The sequence below is a fragment of the Halopseudomonas sp. Lyrl_26 genome, from assembly GCF_051948695.1.
GTDB lineage: Bacteria > Pseudomonadota > Gammaproteobacteria > Pseudomonadales > Pseudomonadaceae > Halopseudomonas > Halopseudomonas formosensis.
In genome coordinates, this window is the sequence record NZ_JAYJLH010000005.1 from 57,258 (window position 1) to 73,570 (window position 16,313).

A 16,313-nucleotide genomic window follows, 5' to 3' on the forward strand; every position below is an offset into this window, starting at 1 on the left:
TTCGCTGAGGTACCCTGCCTTGCTTCACGGCAGCTCGGCAATCCCGCTTCTGCCACCGGAACGGGGAAACACCATGGGTAACAGTATTTTCTGGTATGACTTCGAGGCAACGGGCATCGACCCGCGCCGGGATCGACCGCTGCAGGTAGCAGGGGTGCGAACCAACGAGCAGCTGGAAGAGATAGACGAGCCGCTGTGTATCGATTGCCGTCTTGCTGAAGATGTTCTGCCCCATCCCATGGCCTGCCTGGTGACCGGCATTGATCCGGCGCGGGTCCAGCGCGGTTTGCCGGAAGCCCGGTTCATGCACCTGCTGCATGAACAGATGGCCAGGCCCGGCACCTGCACTGCCGGATACAACAGCCTGCGCTACGACGACGAGATGACCCGCTTCTCGCTCTATCGCAACTATTTCGATCCCTATGCCCGTGAATGGCAGGGGGGCAACAGCCGCTGGGATCTGCTCGATGCGCTGCGCACTGCCCACGCCCTGCGCCCGGAGGGCATCGAGTGGCCCCAGCAGGACGGCTTCACCAGCTTCCGGCTGGAGCTGCTGACAGCTGCCAACGGCATAGACCACGGTCAGGCCCACGATGCGCTGGCCGACGTACGGGCCACCATCGCCATGGCACGGTTGCTCCGGCAGGCCCAGCCGCGGCTCTACGATTACCTCTATCAGCTGCGCGACAAGCATCGGGTATCGGCCCTGGTGGATCTTCAGCAGGTGCGCCCGCTGGTCCATGTTTCCGGTCGCTTCGGTCGCGAGCGCAGCGGCCTGGCGCTGGTCCTGCCCCTGGCCTGGCACCCGCGCAATCGCAATGCGCTGATCGTCTGGGATCTGGCTGTCGCACCGGACATGCTCCAGGAACTGTCTCCGGAGCAGCTGCGTCAGCGGCTGTACACGCGCACCGAGGAGCTGGCGCCGGGTGAGCAGCGTCCCGGTCTCAAACTGGTACATATCAACAAGTGCCCGGTGCTGGCCGAAGCCCGTGTACTGCGACCCGTGGACATCGAGCGCCTGCAGCTGGACATGCCGCTGCTGCTGTCGCGTGCCGAGCAGCTGGGGCAGTGGCGTGAGGGGCTCAAGGGCCGGCTGGATACCATCTACAGTGAGCAACCCGGCCCGGCCGAACCGGACGTGGAGGCGGAAACCCTGCTGTATGACGGCTTCATGTCGGATCGGGACCGCCGCCTGCTGGAGGCCATCCGCGAGACCGATGGGGTCGGACTGGCCCGAACCCGCTGGCCGCTTGAGGATCAGCGTCTGGTCGACATGCTGCCGCGCTACCGTGCCAGAAACTTCCCCGAGTCGCTGAATGCCGAGGAAACCCATCAGTGGCTGGCGTTCTGTCGTCGCAAATTGAGTGGGCAGTTGCCGGGCGCCGGCATCACCCTCGACAGCTTCATGGGAGAAATTCGACGGTTGTTACCGGAAGCCTCGGAGGGGCAGCGGCAACTGCTTGAACAATGGGAGCACTATGCCCGTGCGCTGGCAACGCGACTGCAGCTGCCTGGTGGCCGATGACGGCCCGGTGATGAACTCATGAAAAGAGCATGAAAGAAGCATGAAAAAAGCCCCGTCAACTAACTTGCGGGGCTTTTCCATGTTCACGCGGAACTATGGGTCAGTCTAGAATGGTCGCCCAGCTTTCCACTGTATCGGCGCCGTATTTCTCTTTCCACGCCTTGAGTTCCTTGTGGTTTCCGCCTTTGGTTTTGATCACTTCACCGGTGTGCGGGTTCTTGTACTGCTTTACCCGGCGTGCCCGTTTGGCAGGGGCGCTGGTGGTGCGGACCGGTGCGCTGATCTTGTTGTCAGGGTCAATGATGGCGATGACATCTTTAACGCTTTTTCCGTACTGCTCCATCAATGCGGCGAGTTTCTTTTCAAACTCGATTTCTTTCTTCAGTTTCTCATCGTTGGACAGCGACTTGAGCTTTTCGCTCAGCTCGCGAATGGTATCTTCAATCTGACGATACTGTTGCAGCATGGACATGGTAAACAGCCTCATTAATGGGGTGCATGAAATAGTGGACTAATACTAGTTTATATTCCGTTAGTTGTACAAGAAAACGGCTTCGCGGACTGCAATTCCATTTGTGTCTGGTGGGCGCTCGACGGGGCGGCCGGTTGCTGAAATTTTCCTCGGGGGCGAGTAGAATACGCGGCTTTCGATCCGCCATCGGTTTCGCCGCGCCCTGATCCGGGCAGCGGCGCAGAACCGGACTCTGGAGTGAGACCTGATGCGAACCTTTCGTCTGGTAATTGCCTGCCCCGACCGTGTGGGGATAGTGGCCAAGGTCAGTAACCTGCTGGCAACCTATAACGGCTGGATTACCGAGGCCAGCCATCATTCCGACAACCTCTCCGGCTGGTTCTTCATGCGCCATGAGATCCGGGCCGATTCCCTGCCGTTTGATGCCGATGGGCTGCGCACCGTGTTTGCGCCCATCGCCAGGGAGTTCGGCATGCAGTGGCGCGTCAGTGATTCAGCCGAACGCAAGAAAGTCGTATTGATGGCCAGTCGCGAGTCCCATTGCCTGGCTGATCTGTTGCACCGTTTCCACAGCGGCGAGCTGGACTGTGAAATTACCAGCGTCATTTCCAACCATGATGATCTGCGCAGTATGGTGGAGTGGCACGGTATTCCTTTCCACCATGTGCCAGTTGATCCCAAGGACAAGACACCGGCCTTCGACGAAGTTACTCGCCTGGTAAATGAACAACAGGCCGATTGTATTGTACTGGCGCGCTATATGCAGATATTGCCCGCAAGTCTCTGTGAAGAATATGCCGGTCGGGTAATCAATATTCACCACAGCTTCCTGCCGTCCTTTGTTGGTGCCCGGCCTTATCATCAGGCCGCGACCCGCGGAGTGAAACTCATAGGGGCAACTTGTCACTATGTTACCGAGGAGCTGGATGCCGGTCCCATTATCGAGCAGGACGTGGTGCGTATAAGCCACAGAGATAATGTGGAAGATATGGTCCGCCTCGGAAAGGATGTGGAAAAAATGGTGCTTTCCCGTGGTTTGCGCTATCACTTGGAAGACCGGGTGGTGGTTCATGACAACAAGACGGTTGTATTTGCCTGAGACCGTCTGTTGCTGAACCCCTGCCCGGTGCCAATGACGGCAGGGGAGACGCACCATGTTCAGATCCATAAAGGTCCGTGACTACATGAACCGGGAGGCAGTCACCCTGTCCCCGGAAACCCATCTTTTCCAGGCCATCGACATTCTGCTGACGAACCGGCTGTGCAGCGCCCCGGTGGTGGATGCCTCCGGCAGTCTGGTGGGGGTGCTGTCGGAGAGCGACTGCCTGCGGGGTATTCTCAGCGGAGCCTATTTCGAGGAAAGTTGCGGTACTGTCCGCTCGTTGATGAGCGAGGTGGTGGAAACCATCGATGCCGATGCGGATATCCTCAAGGTTGCAGAACACTTTGTCACCCACCGCCGTCGGCGCCTGCCGGTTACCGAGCAGGGCCGGTTGGTCGGGCAGATCAGTCGGCGGGATCTGCTGCGGGTACTGAAGAATTACAACGACCACGGCGCCCCCCGACGATAACGACCGCCGCGGCCACACAGGGAGGCGTACCTTTCATGATTTCATCTCTGCAGCTGGGCGGCGCCGATGGCCGTGTGATCAGCCAGCCCCTGAGCATGTGCAACCGTCACGGTCTGATCGCCGGGGCCACCGGCACCGGCAAGACAGTCACCCTGCAGGTACTGGCCGAGGGCTTTGCCAGAGCCGGCGTGCCGGTATTCGCCGCCGATATCAAGGGCGATCTGTCCGGTGTGGCTGCCGCCGCTGCGCCTTCTGCCGGTATCGACAAGCGACGGGCGCTGATGCCGGGTCTGGAGTGGCAGCCCGAATCGGTGCCCGTGGTGTTCTGGGACATCCTCGGTGACCGCGGCCATCCATTGCGCACGACCATCAGCGAGATGGGACCGCTGTTGCTGGCCAGCCTGCTGGACCTCAATGACAATCAGCTGGCCGCGCTCTACGGCGTATTCGCCTGGGCCGATCAGCAAGGCCTCCTGCTGCTGGATCTCAAGGACCTGCAGGCGCTGCTGGACTGGCTGCTGCGCGCCCCCGAGGAACTGGCCACCGTCAGTGGCGGTATTTCCCCGGCCAGCATCCAGGCCATCCAGCGCCGGCTGGTGATACTGCAACAGCAGGGCGCCGAGCGGCTGTTCGGCGAGCCGGCCCTGCAGCTGGCGGATCTGATGCAGCGCGATCTCTCCGGCCGCGCCCATATCCATCTTCTCGAAGCCGGCAAGCTGATCCAGGAATCGCCCCGGGTCTACGCCAGCTTCCTGCTGTGGCTGCTTTCGGAGCTGCATGAACAGCTGCCGGAACAGGGCGATGCCGACCGGCCGCGCCTGGTGTTGTTCTTCGATGAGGCGCACCTGCTGTTCGACCGCACGCCGAAGGTTCTGCATGAGCGCATCGAGCAGGTGGTCCGGCTCATTCGCTCCAAGGGGGTAGGGGTGTTCTTCGTCACCCAGTCACCCAGCGATCTTCCCGACGCGGTACTGGCCCAGCTGGGCCTGCGTATCCAGCACGCCCTGCGCGCCTATACCCCCAGGGAGCAGAAGGCGCTCAAGGCCGTGGCCGACGGCTTTCGCAGCAATCCCGCGTTCGATACCCGGGCGGTACTGACGGAGCTGGCGGTGGGCGAGGCACTGGTCAGCGTGCTCGATGAAAAAGGCCGCCCCTCGGTCGTTGAGCGTACCCTCATGGCACCCCCGCGCTCACGCATCGGTGTCCTGAACGAGACGGAACGTGCAGCCCTGTTCCAGGCCTCGCCGCTGGCAGGGCGCTACGAGCGTGGCATTGACCGCGAGTCCGCCTACGAGATTCTCGCCCAGCGCGCCGAGCATTCGGCGAAGCAGGCACAGGCCGAGGCTGAAAGTCGAGCCAGGGAAAAGGCAGAGGCCCGCAACGGCCGCAAGGGTACATCCAGTCGGAGCGTGACCGATGGGGTGATCAATACCACGGTGCGCTCGGCGGTACAGACCCTGGCCAGGCAGATAGGCCGGGAGCTGGCCCGTGGATTGCTGGGATCGCTGACAGGGCGGAAGTAGCCGCTGCGTTATGGACAGTGGCTCGATGTAAGCTCGCGGTTTTCACCGGCCTGAAATGCAACAACCGCACCCAAGGGTGCGGTTGTCGGTTTCAGCGGGCGGGGATCAGGCGGTAGCCTTTTCCTCGGCACCTGCAGAGGTACGGATCAGGTGGTCGAAGGCCGCCAGCGAAGCAGTGGCGCCCGCGCCCATGGAGATGATGATCTGCTTGAAGGGAACGGTAGTCACGTCCCCGGCGGCAAATACACCCGGTACCGACGTGGCACCACGGGCATCGATCTCGATCTCGCCGAAGCGGGTCAGCTTGACCTCGCTGTCCTTCAGCCAGTCGGTGTTGGGAATCAGACCGATCTGGACGAAGATACCCGCCACGTCCACCTGGTGGCTTTCGCCGGTCTTGCGATCGGTGTAGGTCAGACCCACCACCTTGGTGCCATCACCACGCACTTCAGTGGTAGCGGCGTTCATGATGATCTCGACGTTCGGCAGCGAACGGGCCTTGCGCTGCAGGACCTCATCGGCACGCAGGGTGTCGCTGAATTCCAGCACGGTCACATGTTCGACGATACCGGCCAGGTCGATGGCCGCCTCGATACCGGAGTTGCCACCACCGATCACCGCCACACGCTTGCCCTTGAACAGCGGGCCGTCACAGTGCGGGCAGTAGGCCACGCCCTTGCCGCGGTATTCCTGCTCGCCGGGCACGTTCATTTCGCGCCAGCGGGCACCGGTGGCCAGGATCACCGACTTGCTGCGCAGGGTAGCGCCGCTGGCCAGCTCGATCTCGATCAGGCCATTGCTGGTCAGTTTGGCTGCGCTCTGCTCGGTGATCACGTCAATGTCGTACTCCTTGACGTGCTGCTCCAGGCTGGCAACCAGTTTCGGACCCTCGGTGTAGGGCACGGAAATGAAGTTCTCGATCCCCACGGTATCCATTACCTGGCCGCCGAAACGCTCGGCCACCAGTCCGGTGCGAATACCCTTGCGCGCAGCGTAGATCGCCGCTGAAGCGCCAGCCGGTCCGCCGCCCACGATCAGTACTTCGTAGGGAGCCTTCTCGTTCAGTTCGGCCGCCTTGCGTTCGGCAGCGCCGCTGTCGACCTTGTTGACGATCTCCGCCAGTGTCATGCGGCCCTGACCGAAGTGTTCGCCGTTCAGGAACACGGTGGGCACAGCCATGATCTGGCGGCTCTCGACCTCGTCCTTGAACAGCGCACCGTCGATCATCACGTGGGTGATGTTGGGGTTCAGCGTGGCCATCAGGTTCAGTGCCTGGACCACGTCCGGGCAGTTCTGACAGGACAGCGAGATATAGGTCTCGAAATGGAACTCGCCCTGCAGGTTGCGGATCTGCTCCAGCAGCGCGGGATCGGCCTTGGACGGGTGGCCACCGGCCTGCAGCAGCGCCAGTACCAGCGAGGTGAATTCATGACCCATCGGTATGCCGGCAAAACGGACCCGGGCCTCTTCGCCGGCAGGGGCGACGCCCATGCTCGGGGTACGCTTGTCAGCGGCGTTCTTCAGGGTGATCTTGCTCGACATCTCGGCGATCTCGGCCGCGAGTTCGTATAGCTCTTTACCCTTGGGGCTGTCGTCTACGGACACGCTGACTTCGATCGGCTTGGCGATGTTCTGCAGGTAGGTGTCCAGTTGCTTCTTCAGATTGGCATCTAACATATGTGCGTGTCCTGGAAAATAAGGTGAATGGGGAGGGTTTCTTTTCTTTAGCTGCCGGGCCGACAGTCAAAAAAAAGAAACCCAGCCCGCCGACTGGGCGCGAGCGCCGCAGCGGGCCGGGTTTCAGGCTGACTTAGATCTTGCCAACCAGGTCCAGCGAGGGAGCCAGAGTGGCTTCGCCTTCTTCCCACTTGGCCGGGCAGACTTCGCCGGGGTGGGCAGCTACGTACTGGGCAGCCTTGATCTTGCGCAGCAGGTCAGCAGCGTTACGGCCGATGCCTTCAGCGGTGATTTCAACAGCCTGGATGATGCCCTGCGGGTCAACGATGAAGGTACCGCGGTTGGCCAGACCTTCGTCTTCGCGCAGAACTTCGAAGTTGCGGCTGATCTGCATGGTCGGGTCGCCGATCATGGTGTACTTGATCTTGCCGATGGTCTCGGAGCTGTCGTGCCATGCCTTGTGGGTGAAGTGGGTATCGGTGGATACGGAGTACACTTCAACGCCCAGCTTCTGCAGCTCTTCGTAGTGATCAGCAACGTCACCCAGTTCGGTCGGGCAAACGAAGGTGAAGTCGGCGGGGTAGAAGAAGAATACAGCCCACTTGCCTTTAACGTCAGTGTCGGAAACGGTGATGAACTCGCCGTTCTTGAACGCCTGAGCGGTAAACGGCTTGATTTCAGTATTGATAACGGACATTCAAGACTCCTTATTGAGCTTTAGTCTTTGGGTTGGAAACAGGGCTCATGATAGGACCTGAGCCAGGATACTTAAAATAAATTTAGCCTAAGCGCCGGATAGGTTTTAGCTATATAAGGTATGACTATATAGGCATCAGCTATATGGGGACGAGGGCTGTTTATTTCAAGTGGAATCACCGAAATTGATTCTAGTCAATTTTTTGATTCACAACATGAATGGATCTGATTCAGCCGCTGATACAAGATAGTCAGAATCCTACCTGAGACCTAGGCTGAGAGTAAGCCTCGCACATGTTGGTTTCATGAAAATCGAGGTATCACTTTCTCAGGAGCAGATCATGGATTTTGCCTACAGCCCCCGAACCGAAGCGCTGCGTCAGCAGGTGCGCAGTTTTCTCGATCAGCACATAGTACCCCGTCTCGGCCAGTGGCAGCGGGAGGTGGCCGCAGGAGCCTACCCGGTCTCCTTCATGGAGGATCTCAAGGCGCTGGCCAGATCCGAAGGGCTGTGGAACCTGTTTCTCCCTTCCCTCGGGGCCGACGAGCCAGGGCAGGGGCTGAGCAATCTCGAATATGCCCCCCTGGCCGAGATCATGGGGCGGGTGAGCTGGGCTTCGGAAGTGTTCAACTGCAATGCCCCGGATACCGGCAACATGGAGCTGCTGCACATGTTCGCCAGTGACGAGCAGCGCGAGCGCTGGCTCAATCCTCTGCTCAATGGAGAGATCCGCTCGGCCTTTGCCATGACCGAGCCGGATGTGGCCTCCTCGGACGCCAGCAACATCCAGACGCTGATCCGCCGGGAAGGGGGTGAGTATGTCATCAATGGCCGCAAGTGGTTCATCACCAATGCCTCGCACCCGGAGTGCGCCTTCCTCATCGTGATGGGCAAGACCGACCCGAACGGCGAGCCGCGTCGGCAGCAGAGCATGGTCATCGTCCCCTTCGACACCCCCGGTGTGGAGCTGGTGCGCAACATTCCGGTCATGCATCACCTGGCCCCCGAAGGGCACAGTGAGCTGATATTCCGCGATGTCCGGGTGCCGGTGGGTAACCTGCTCGGCGCGGAAGGTGACGGCTTCATGATGGCCCAGGCGCGGCTCGGGCCGGGCCGGGTGCATCACTGCATGCGCGCCATCGGCATGGCCGAGCTGGCGCTGGAGTTGATGGTGGAACGCGCCCTGGAGCGCAAGACCTTCGGGCGCTATCTGCATCAGCATGGCAGCGTTTCCGAATGGATCGCCCGCTCGCGCATGGAGATAGAACAGGCCCGCCTGCTGGTGCTCAAGACGGCCTGGATGATCGATAACGTCGGTGCCAAGGGGGCGCGCAAGGAAATTGCCATGATCAAGGCCGTAGTGCCGAGCATGCTCAATGGCGTGGTGGACCGGGCCATGCAGGTGTTCGGCGCCATGGGACTGACCCCGGATACCCCGCTGGCCGATCTGTGGATCAGCTCCCGCTGCCTGCGCATCGCTGACGGCCCGGACGAAGTGCATCTGCGCAGCATCGCCCGGCTGGAGATCGCCGAAGGCCAGGAACGGCGCGGTAGCGGCAGCGACTACCTGACCCCGCCGGAGGTGTTGCGCGCCAGATAGCGTATGGGTGGACGAGCTGGTGCTCATCCCTCCCAGGGCGAGCACCGAGTCTCTCGGGTACGTCTGGACCCCGGGAACGTCGAGCACCAGCTCGATGGGCGGCCTTGCAGCAGACACTGAGCTCTCCGGCTGCCGCGTGGACGAGCTGGTGCTCCTCCCCCCCAGGGCAAGCACCGAGTCTCTCGGGTACGTCTGGCCCCCGGGAACGTCGAGCACCAGCTCGATGGGCGGCCTCGCAGCAGGCGCATTGCTCTCCGGCAGTTCGCCTGGACGAGCTGGTGCTCCTCCCTCCCAGGGCGAGCACCAAGTCTCTCGGGTACGTCTGGCCCCCGGGAACGTCGAGCACCAGCTCGATGGGCGGCCTTGCAGCAGACACCATGCTCTCCGGCAGTCCGCCTGGACGAGCTGGTGCGCTTCCTCCCGGCCCATTGAAGCTCCGTCTTGACCTTGATCAATGCCCTTTGCGGCCGCAGGGGGCAGAGTCTCCGGCTGATATTGAGCACAGGGAGTTACCATGCAACTGGTCTGTCCCGCAGGCAGTCTGCCTGCCCTCAAGGCAGCGGTGCGGCAGGGTGCCGATGCTGTCTACACGGGTTTTCGTGACGATACCAACGCCCGTCACTTCGCCGGTCTGAACTTTACCGACAAGCAACTGGAAGCCGGACTGGAGCTTATCCGCCAGCAGGGGCGCAAGCTGTTCATTGCGGTCAACACCTATGCCTTGCCGGATGGTTGGGCGCGCTGGCAGAGGGCGGTGGACCGCGCTGCGGATCTGGGTGCGGATGCGCTGATCGCCGCCGACCCCGGCATCCTCGCCTATGCCAGCCGCCGTCACCCGCGGTTACCGCTGCACCTGTCGGTACAGGGGTCGGCCACCAACGCGGCGGCCCTGCGTTTCTACCACGAGCAGTACGGCATCGCCCGGACGGTGCTGCCCCGGGTGCTGTCGCTGGCGCAGGTGCGTCAGGTCGCCGCTTCCAGCCCGGTACCGGTGGAAGTCTTCGCCTTCGGCAGTCTGTGCATCATGGCCGAGGGCCGTTGCCATCTGTCCTCCTATGTCACCGGGCAGTCGCCGAACCTCTGCGGTGTCTGCTCCCCGGCCAGCGCCGTGCGCTGGAGCGAGGAGGAGGACGGTCTGACCTCGCGCCTGAATGACGTGCTGATCGATCGCTACCAGGCAGGGGAGGCCGCTGGCTATCCGACCCTGTGCAAGGGCCGTTTCATGGTGCACGGCAAGCGCTTCCATGCGCTGGAGGAGCCTACCAGTCTGAATACCATGGAGCTGATCCCGCAGCTGAGCGAGATCGGTGTGGTCGCCGTGAAGATCGAAGGGCGCCAGCGCAGTCCGGCCTATGTCGAGCAGGTGGTCGGTGTCTGGCGCAAGGCGCTGGACAGCTACCGCAGGGATCCGCAGAACTTTGCCGTGGAGCCTGCCTGGAATCAGGTGCTGGGCAATGTGTCGGAAGGCAGCCAGACCACCCTGGGCGCCTATCATCGTGCCTGGCAATAGGAGAGCCATATGAAACTGACCCTGGGACCTGTCCTGTTCTACTGGCAGCGTCAGAGCATCATGGACTTCTATGCCGACATGGCCCAGCAGCCGCTGGATGTGATCTACATGGGCGAGACGGTGTGCTCCAAGCGCCGGGCGCTGTCGCTGGATGACTGGACAGGGCTGGCCCGCGAGGTGCGTGAGGCCAGCGGCGCCGAGGTGGTGCTGTCCGGTCTGACCCTGATCGAGGCGGCCTCCGAGCTGGGCGTCCTGCGGCGACTGTGCGAGAACGGTGAGATCAAGGTCGAGGCCAACGACATGGCGGCCGTGCAGTTTCTCACGGCGCAGGGGGTGGAGTTTGTCGGCGGACCGGCACTGAACATCTACAACGCCTTCACCCTTGATGAGCTGGTCCGCCGCGGCATGAGCCGCTGGGTGCCGCCGGTAGAGTGTTCTGCCGAACTGCTCAGCGCACTGATGCAGCAGGCCCGGGAGCATGACATCAGGTTGCCGGAGATCGAAGTGTTTGCCTGGGGGCACCTGCCGCTGGCCTACTCGGCGCGGTGTTTTACCGCCCGGGCGGAGAACCTGGCCAAGGACGACTGCGGCTTTATCTGTCAGAACTACCCCGATGGTATTCCCATGACCACCCAGGAAGGGCAGGTGCTGTTCACCCTGAACGGCATCCAGACCATGTCCGGTGGTGTGAGCAATCTGCTGGCCGAGTACCCGCGGATGCAGGCGATGGGTATTGATGCGCTACGCCTGAGTCCACGCTCGACCGATATGGCGGAGATTATTCAGCAGTTTGACCAGGTGCGCCGCGGTGGTACACCGCCGCTGGCGCTGGATGGATGCAATGGTTACTGGCACGGCGAGCCGGGCATGCTGACCGTGGAGGAGGTGGGACTGTGTTGAACTTCGCTGATCTGCTGTTGAAGGCCGGAGGGCCGGTGCTGCCGCTGGGCAGACACATCCCCTTTGCCGTACAGAAGCTGGTGATCGAGCAGGCGATGAAGCGGCTGTTTGCCGAGCCGCTGAATGACGGCGAGTTCGATGTGCTGGAGGGGCGCTGGTTGCGTATCGAGGTCAGCGATCTGGGCGCTGCCTGGTGCCTGACCCGGGATGCAGTAGGTCTGCGTCTGGCGCGCAGTGCCCCGGTGGATGTGTGCATCCGCGGCAACTGGAAGGAATTTCTGTTGCTGGCCAGCCGGCAGGAGGATCCGGATACCCTGTTCTTCCGCCGTCGGCTGGTGATCGAGGGCGATACCGATCTGGGTCTGGCGGTCAAGAATCTGGTGGACAGCCTGGACCCGGAACTGATGCCGCCGCGCCTGTGGCAGCTGATCAGCTGGCTGGGAGCGGCGGCCAGGGAGCAGGAACAGGTGGCAACGGCACAGCCGGCCCGGGGCTAGGCCGCCCAGGGAAAGTCAGCAGCTCGATCAGGTGGTCGGGCTCTGGCTCGCTGCACGAGCTGGTGCTCGTCCTTCCCGGGGGCACGCCACTACACGCAGCTACATATTGAACAGCGCAGTCATTCCCACGATCAGTACCAGCCAGCCACTGACCACCCAGCGCAGCCAGGCCGGAGCGTGGCGCAGCTCCATGAACTCGTCGATCAGCCATTGCCCCTTGATGAAGGTCGCAGCCAGCACGCAGCCGATTACCCAGCTGGCATTCACATTGTGGCCGGTCAGCCAGGCGGCGAGGGTGAGCAGGACCAGACCGGCCAGGCCGATTTCAAGGGCGTGGGTTTTCATCTTGACTCCTCAGGGCAGGACATAGAGCAGGGGAAAGAGCACCAGCCAGACCAGGTCCACCATGTGCCAGTAGCTGGCGGCGGATTCGCCTGCCATGCGCGCCTTGTCGGCGTTCGGGTACTGGCCGGTGCGGTAGCGCCTTGCAACCACCAGGAGGATGACCATGCCGATCAGCACGTGGGCCAGATGGAAGAAGGTGGTGAAGAAGTAGAAGAAATAGAAGGTGTCGGTGCGCAGGTTGTAGCCGGCGCCGAACAGCAGGGCGTATTCACTGAGCTTGATTGCGACATAGCCCAGCCCGCACAGCGCAGCCAGGCTGAAGCCGCGCCCCAGTGCCCGGGGCTGGCCCTGGGCGCTGAGGCGGACACCGCGGGCGGCGAAGTAGCTGCCGCTGAGCAGGATCAGGGTGTTGATCAAGCCTGCCTCCGGGTGCAGGGTGGCGATGCCGGCACTGAACATCTGCTCCCAGTGGCCCCGGGCAAAGGCCATGCTGCCGAGCAGCAGAAGGAAGGCCAGCAGTTCGGCGAGGATGAAGCACCACATGGCCAGGTCACCGGGAATGCGCGCTGTCTGCGGTGCGCTCAGGTCAGTGAGACTGTGCTCGGAGCTGTTCATCAGATGCTTCTCCCGGTCAGCAGCAGGTAGAGCTTCGGCAGCAGGCCCGGCAGTTCCGAGGCGTGGCGGATCAGCTGATAGCGCTGCTGGCCGAAGAGGTAGGGCAGGTAGTCCGCCGCCTGCTGGTCGATGGTCACGCAGAATGGCTGGATGCCGGCCCGGCGGGCCTCCAGCAGCGCCTGGCGGGTATCCTCCATGCCGTAGCGCCCCTCGTAGACATCCAGATCGTTGGGTTTGCCGTCGGTCAGCAACAGCAACAGGCGCTGCTCGGCGGGCTTCTCGCGGAGGATCTCGGTGGCCTGGCGGATGGCGCCGCCCATGCGGGTGTAGTAGCCGGGCTTGAGTTCGCGGATGCGCCCGTGGATGGCCTGGCCCCAGGGCTCGGCGAAGTTCTTGATCAGATTGAAGCGCACGTGCTCCCGGCGTCTGGAGGAAAAACCGTACATGGCAAAGTCGTCATGGCCGGCGTCCAGGGCCTCGCCGAGCAGGTGCAGACTGTCGCGGATCACGTCGATCACCTGATGCTCGTTGTCGGCCCAGGCCTCGGTCGACAGGGACAGGTCCGCCAGCACCAGACAGGCCAGGTCGCGATGCCGTGCGGCCTCCCTTTTCCACAGCGCCGGCTGCGCGCTGGCGGCGCCGCGACGGCGGTCGGCGGCAAAATGCAGGCAGGCCTGCAGGTCAAGGAGCGGGCCGGCGGGCTGGCGCTTTTCCCAGACGCGCTGGGGGCGCAGACCCTCGAACCGCTGGCGCAGGCTGCGGGCCAGTGGTTGCAGGCGGTCGGGCAGCGGAGCCGGCTCGGCATCCCGGGGCAGCATGGGGATGACCCTGCAGTGGTTGTCCCGCAGGCGCTGCTGCTTCCAGTCCCACTCGGGGAACAGGCAGCCGTCGGTCAGGGGAATGTCATCCTCGGCGGCCGATGGCAGGTCCAGGTCCAGTTTGATGCGTGAGGCGCTGGTGCTGGGACTGCGCGACAGACTCAGATAATCCAGGTCCTCGGCGATGCTGTCGCTGTCATCGTCGTCGCTGTCATCTTCGCAGCGGTCGACCGGTACGAATTCGGACCAGGAGAACAGACTCTCCAGTCGGAAGATCATCATGCCGTGACGGTTCTGGTTGTCGTCCACGTATTGCGCCTGCTTGCGCTGGCGGCTCTGGCGCACTCTCCCGGGGGCGGAAGGAGCGGGCTGGTCGTCCTCATCATTGGCCGCTCCCGCCAGGCGCGGAGCGGCTTCCGGCAGGGGATACAGCCACAGGGGCACCGGCCAGGGCTCGCCGGGCGCGGCGGGCAATGCGGGCTGGCTGCCGGGCGACAGCAGGGCGCACTGCAGTGCGCTTTCCCTCGCGCTCTGGGCGGGGGGCAGGCGGCGGGTCCGGCGCAGTTCCACCAGCTGCTGTGCCAGTCGATAGTAGGTGTCGTTGAGGCCGGGGTAGGCCGCCAGGGTGCGCAATATCAGCTGCTGGTTGCTGTGCAGCCAGTCGCCCTCCGGGCAGGCTGCCGATTGGCTGGCCATGGCGGTCAGCCACAGGTAGAGATCGCGATTGAGTTCGGGCTGCGGAAATACCGCCAGCGCTTCGGGCACGCGCAGGGCGTCGGCCTCGCGCCAGGCCAGGGCATGCCGCCGGCCACTGCCGGCCAGACGGTGGGCCAGCGGGCGCCAGGCGTTGATATTGCGCTCGGTGCTGGCCTTGATGGTCAGCCCGGGGTCGCCACTGAGGGCACGAAAGACCATGGCCAGGCGGGGAGCTTCATCCGCCAGGCGCACTCGGGCCCGGGGAAAGTCGTCACCGGCCAGACGGGTGATCAGTCGGTGCCAGCGGATGCCAACGGCTTCTTCCATTGCAGGTCTCCCGAAGATGCCTGCAGCCAGCGGCTGCAGGCGGGAAAGGGGCGCTGCCGGACGGCGGCAGCGCGGTGGTGAGCTGGGTGGCGGGCCCGCAGGCCACGCCGCCGGGCTCAGGCGGCGCTCATCAGCGCCGGTGCTTCTTCACGGGTGTTGCGGGCTACCAGGAAGCTGTACAGATACATGCCCAGACCGACGGCGAAGGCTACGCCGGCGGCGAGGCGCATCCAGTACACATGCATGATGGCGTCCTGGGTCTGCATGTAGCCGATGGCGCCGGCGTCACCAGGCAGGCGTTGCAGCTCGATCTGGATCCAGCCAGCCCAGGTCAGCAGCAGGGTGATCGCCAGCATGCTGAGGCTCATCACCCAGCACGACCAGATCTCCATGCGCTGGGCCTGTGGGCTGTTGCACTCGCGGCCATGCAATTTCGGCCAGGCGTAGGAGATGATGGCCATGCCGATCATGGCGTAGGCGCCGAAGAAGGCCAGGTGTCCGTGGGCGGCGGTCAGCTGGGTGCCGTGGGTGTAGTAGTTCACCGGAGCCAGGGTATGCAGGAAGCCCCACACGCCGGCGCCGAGGAAGGCCATGATGGTGCAACCTACCGCCCAGGTAACCGCTGCCTTGTTCGGGTGTTCGCGGCGACGCTGCCTGAGCATGCTCAGGGCGAACAGCACCATGAGGAAGAACGGCAGGGGTTCAATGGCGGAGAAGATCGAACCGATCCACAGCCAGTAGGACGGTGCACCGATGAAGAAGTAATGGTGCCCGGTACCCAGAATGCCGGAGATCAGCGCCATGGCGATGATCAGATACAGCCACTTCTCCACCACCTCGCGGTCAACGCCGGTGGTCTTGATCAGGATGAAGGCCAGGATAGCGCCCAGAATCAGTTCCCATACGCCTTCCACCCACAGATGCACTACCCACCACCAGAAGTACTTGTCCAACACCAGGGACTTGGGGTTGTAGAAGGAGAACATCCAGAATACCGCCAGGCCGATCAGGCCGGTGACCAGCACCATGTTGACCACGGTCTTGCGGCCCTTGAGTACGGTCATCAGGATATTGAGGATGAAGCCGGCGACAACCAGGGCGATACCGATCTTGGTGACGGTCGGCTGTTCGAGGAACTCCCGGCCCATGGTCGGCAGCAGGTCATTGCCGGTCAGCTCGGCGAGCCGGGCGTAGGGCACCAGCAGGTAGCCGAGAATGGTCAGCACGCCGGCCACGGCGAAGATCCAGAACAGCGCGTAACCCAGTTTCGGGCTCCAGAGTTCGGTCTGGCTCTCCTCGGGCACCAGATAGTAGGTGGCGCCCATGAAGGCGAACAGCAACCAGACGATCAGCAGGTTGGTGTGGACCATGCGAGCCACGTTGAAGGGAATCTCCGGAAACAGGAAGTCGCCGATGATGTACTGGGTGCCGAGGATCAGACCGAAGACGATCTGACCGACGAACAAGAGCATGGCAAAGGCAAAGTAGGGTTTTGCCACCGCCTGTGAAGCGTATTTCATGATGTGATTCCTTATGCAGT

The 16,313-nt window shown here is 62.8% G+C and carries 15 protein-coding genes; 8 read left to right on the forward strand and 7 right to left on the reverse strand.

The genetic code is table 11. From position 1 onward, the window contains the following. The first annotated feature begins 73 nt into the window (after nucleotides 1–73). A complete protein-coding gene (gene sbcB, locus VF673_RS08480) occupies nucleotides 74–1,525 on the forward strand; it encodes an exodeoxyribonuclease I (protein ID WP_440291602.1) in 1,452 nt (483 codons plus the stop codon). Between the two features lie 100 nt (nucleotides 1,526–1,625). On the opposite strand, the gene mvaT is transcribed toward sbcB, so the two are convergent. Further along, the gene (gene mvaT, locus VF673_RS08485) at nucleotides 1,626–1,997 is read right to left on the reverse strand and encodes a histone-like nucleoid-structuring protein MvaT (protein ID WP_090537639.1); all 372 of its coding nucleotides are present in this window, start codon (nucleotides 1,995–1,997) and stop codon (nucleotides 1,626–1,628) included. Between the two features lie 247 nt (nucleotides 1,998–2,244). Here mvaT and purU point away from each other — a divergent pair, with 247 nt between their 5' ends. Genes purU through VF673_RS08500 form a run of 3 tightly spaced genes read left to right on the forward strand, consistent with a single transcriptional unit; the run spans nucleotide 2,245 to nucleotide 5,091 of the window. Next, entirely contained in the window at nucleotides 2,245–3,096 is an 852-nt protein-coding gene (gene purU, locus VF673_RS08490) for a formyltetrahydrofolate deformylase (protein ID WP_273125653.1), read from the forward strand. 55 nt (nucleotides 3,097–3,151) lie between these two features. Then, on the forward strand, nucleotides 3,152–3,568 hold the full coding sequence (locus VF673_RS08495; protein WP_090537635.1) for a CBS domain-containing protein: 417 nt from the start codon (nucleotides 3,152–3,154) through the stop codon (nucleotides 3,566–3,568). 35 nt (nucleotides 3,569–3,603) lie between these two features. Then, on the forward strand, nucleotides 3,604–5,091 hold the full coding sequence (locus tag VF673_RS08500) for a helicase HerA-like domain-containing protein (RefSeq protein WP_440291603.1): 1,488 nt from the start codon (nucleotides 3,604–3,606) through the stop codon (nucleotides 5,089–5,091). Between the two features lie 105 nt (nucleotides 5,092–5,196). Here VF673_RS08500 and ahpF read toward each other — a convergent pair whose 3' ends face one another. Then, nucleotides 5,197–6,768, reverse strand: a complete 1,572-nt coding sequence (gene ahpF / locus VF673_RS08505; protein WP_440291604.1) for an alkyl hydroperoxide reductase subunit F — start codon at nucleotides 6,766–6,768, stop codon at nucleotides 5,197–5,199. A 133-nt stretch (nucleotides 6,769–6,901) separates the two neighbouring features. Continuing rightward, complete coding sequence (gene ahpC, locus VF673_RS08510; protein ID WP_440291605.1) at nucleotides 6,902–7,465, reverse strand: alkyl hydroperoxide reductase subunit C; 564 nt, start codon at nucleotides 7,463–7,465, stop codon at nucleotides 6,902–6,904. A 340-nt stretch (nucleotides 7,466–7,805) separates the two neighbouring features. On the opposite strand from ahpC, the gene VF673_RS08515 reads away from it, so the two are divergent. From VF673_RS08515 to ubiT, 4 genes are all read left to right on the forward strand, one after another. Then, nucleotides 7,806–9,065: an acyl-CoA dehydrogenase family protein gene (locus VF673_RS08515; RefSeq protein WP_440291606.1), complete on the forward strand. Its 1,260-nt coding sequence runs from the start codon at nucleotides 7,806–7,808 to the stop codon at nucleotides 9,063–9,065. A 514-nt stretch (nucleotides 9,066–9,579) separates the two neighbouring features. Then, nucleotides 9,580–10,575 carry a ubiquinone anaerobic biosynthesis protein UbiU gene (gene ubiU / locus VF673_RS08520; RefSeq protein WP_440291607.1) on the forward strand — a complete coding sequence of 332 codons (996 nt, stop codon included), beginning with the start codon at nucleotides 9,580–9,582 and terminating at the stop codon, nucleotides 10,573–10,575. A gap of 9 nt (nucleotides 10,576–10,584) precedes the next feature. Continuing rightward, nucleotides 10,585–11,475, forward strand: a complete 891-nt coding sequence (locus tag VF673_RS08525) for a U32 family peptidase (protein WP_440291608.1) — start codon at nucleotides 10,585–10,587, stop codon at nucleotides 11,473–11,475. Next, complete coding sequence (ubiT, locus tag VF673_RS08530; protein WP_440291609.1) at nucleotides 11,469–11,972, forward strand: ubiquinone anaerobic biosynthesis accessory factor UbiT; 504 nt, start codon at nucleotides 11,469–11,471, stop codon at nucleotides 11,970–11,972. The genes VF673_RS08525 and ubiT overlap by 7 nt, the downstream gene beginning before the upstream one ends. A 99-nt stretch (nucleotides 11,973–12,071) precedes the next feature. On the opposite strand, the gene VF673_RS08535 is transcribed toward ubiT, so the two are convergent. From VF673_RS08535 to VF673_RS08550, 4 genes are all read right to left on the reverse strand, one after another. Next, complete coding sequence (locus VF673_RS08535) at nucleotides 12,072–12,317, reverse strand: cytochrome C oxidase subunit IV family protein (protein ID WP_440291610.1); 246 nt, start codon at nucleotides 12,315–12,317, stop codon at nucleotides 12,072–12,074. Nucleotides 12,318–12,326: 9 nt separating this feature from the next. After that, on the reverse strand, nucleotides 12,327–12,932 hold the full coding sequence (locus tag VF673_RS08540; protein WP_440291611.1) for a cytochrome c oxidase subunit 3: 606 nt from the start codon (nucleotides 12,930–12,932) through the stop codon (nucleotides 12,327–12,329). Then, complete coding sequence (locus tag VF673_RS08545; protein ID WP_440291612.1) at nucleotides 12,932–14,773, reverse strand: nitric oxide reductase activation protein NorD; 1,842 nt, start codon at nucleotides 14,771–14,773, stop codon at nucleotides 12,932–12,934. The genes VF673_RS08540 and VF673_RS08545 overlap by 1 nt, the downstream gene beginning before the upstream one ends. 116 nt (nucleotides 14,774–14,889) lie before the next feature. Beyond that, nucleotides 14,890–16,293, reverse strand: coding sequence for a cbb3-type cytochrome c oxidase subunit I (locus tag VF673_RS08550; RefSeq protein WP_440291613.1), 1,404 nt, complete (start codon nucleotides 16,291–16,293; stop codon nucleotides 14,890–14,892). Nucleotides 16,294–16,313 lie beyond the last annotated feature (20 nt).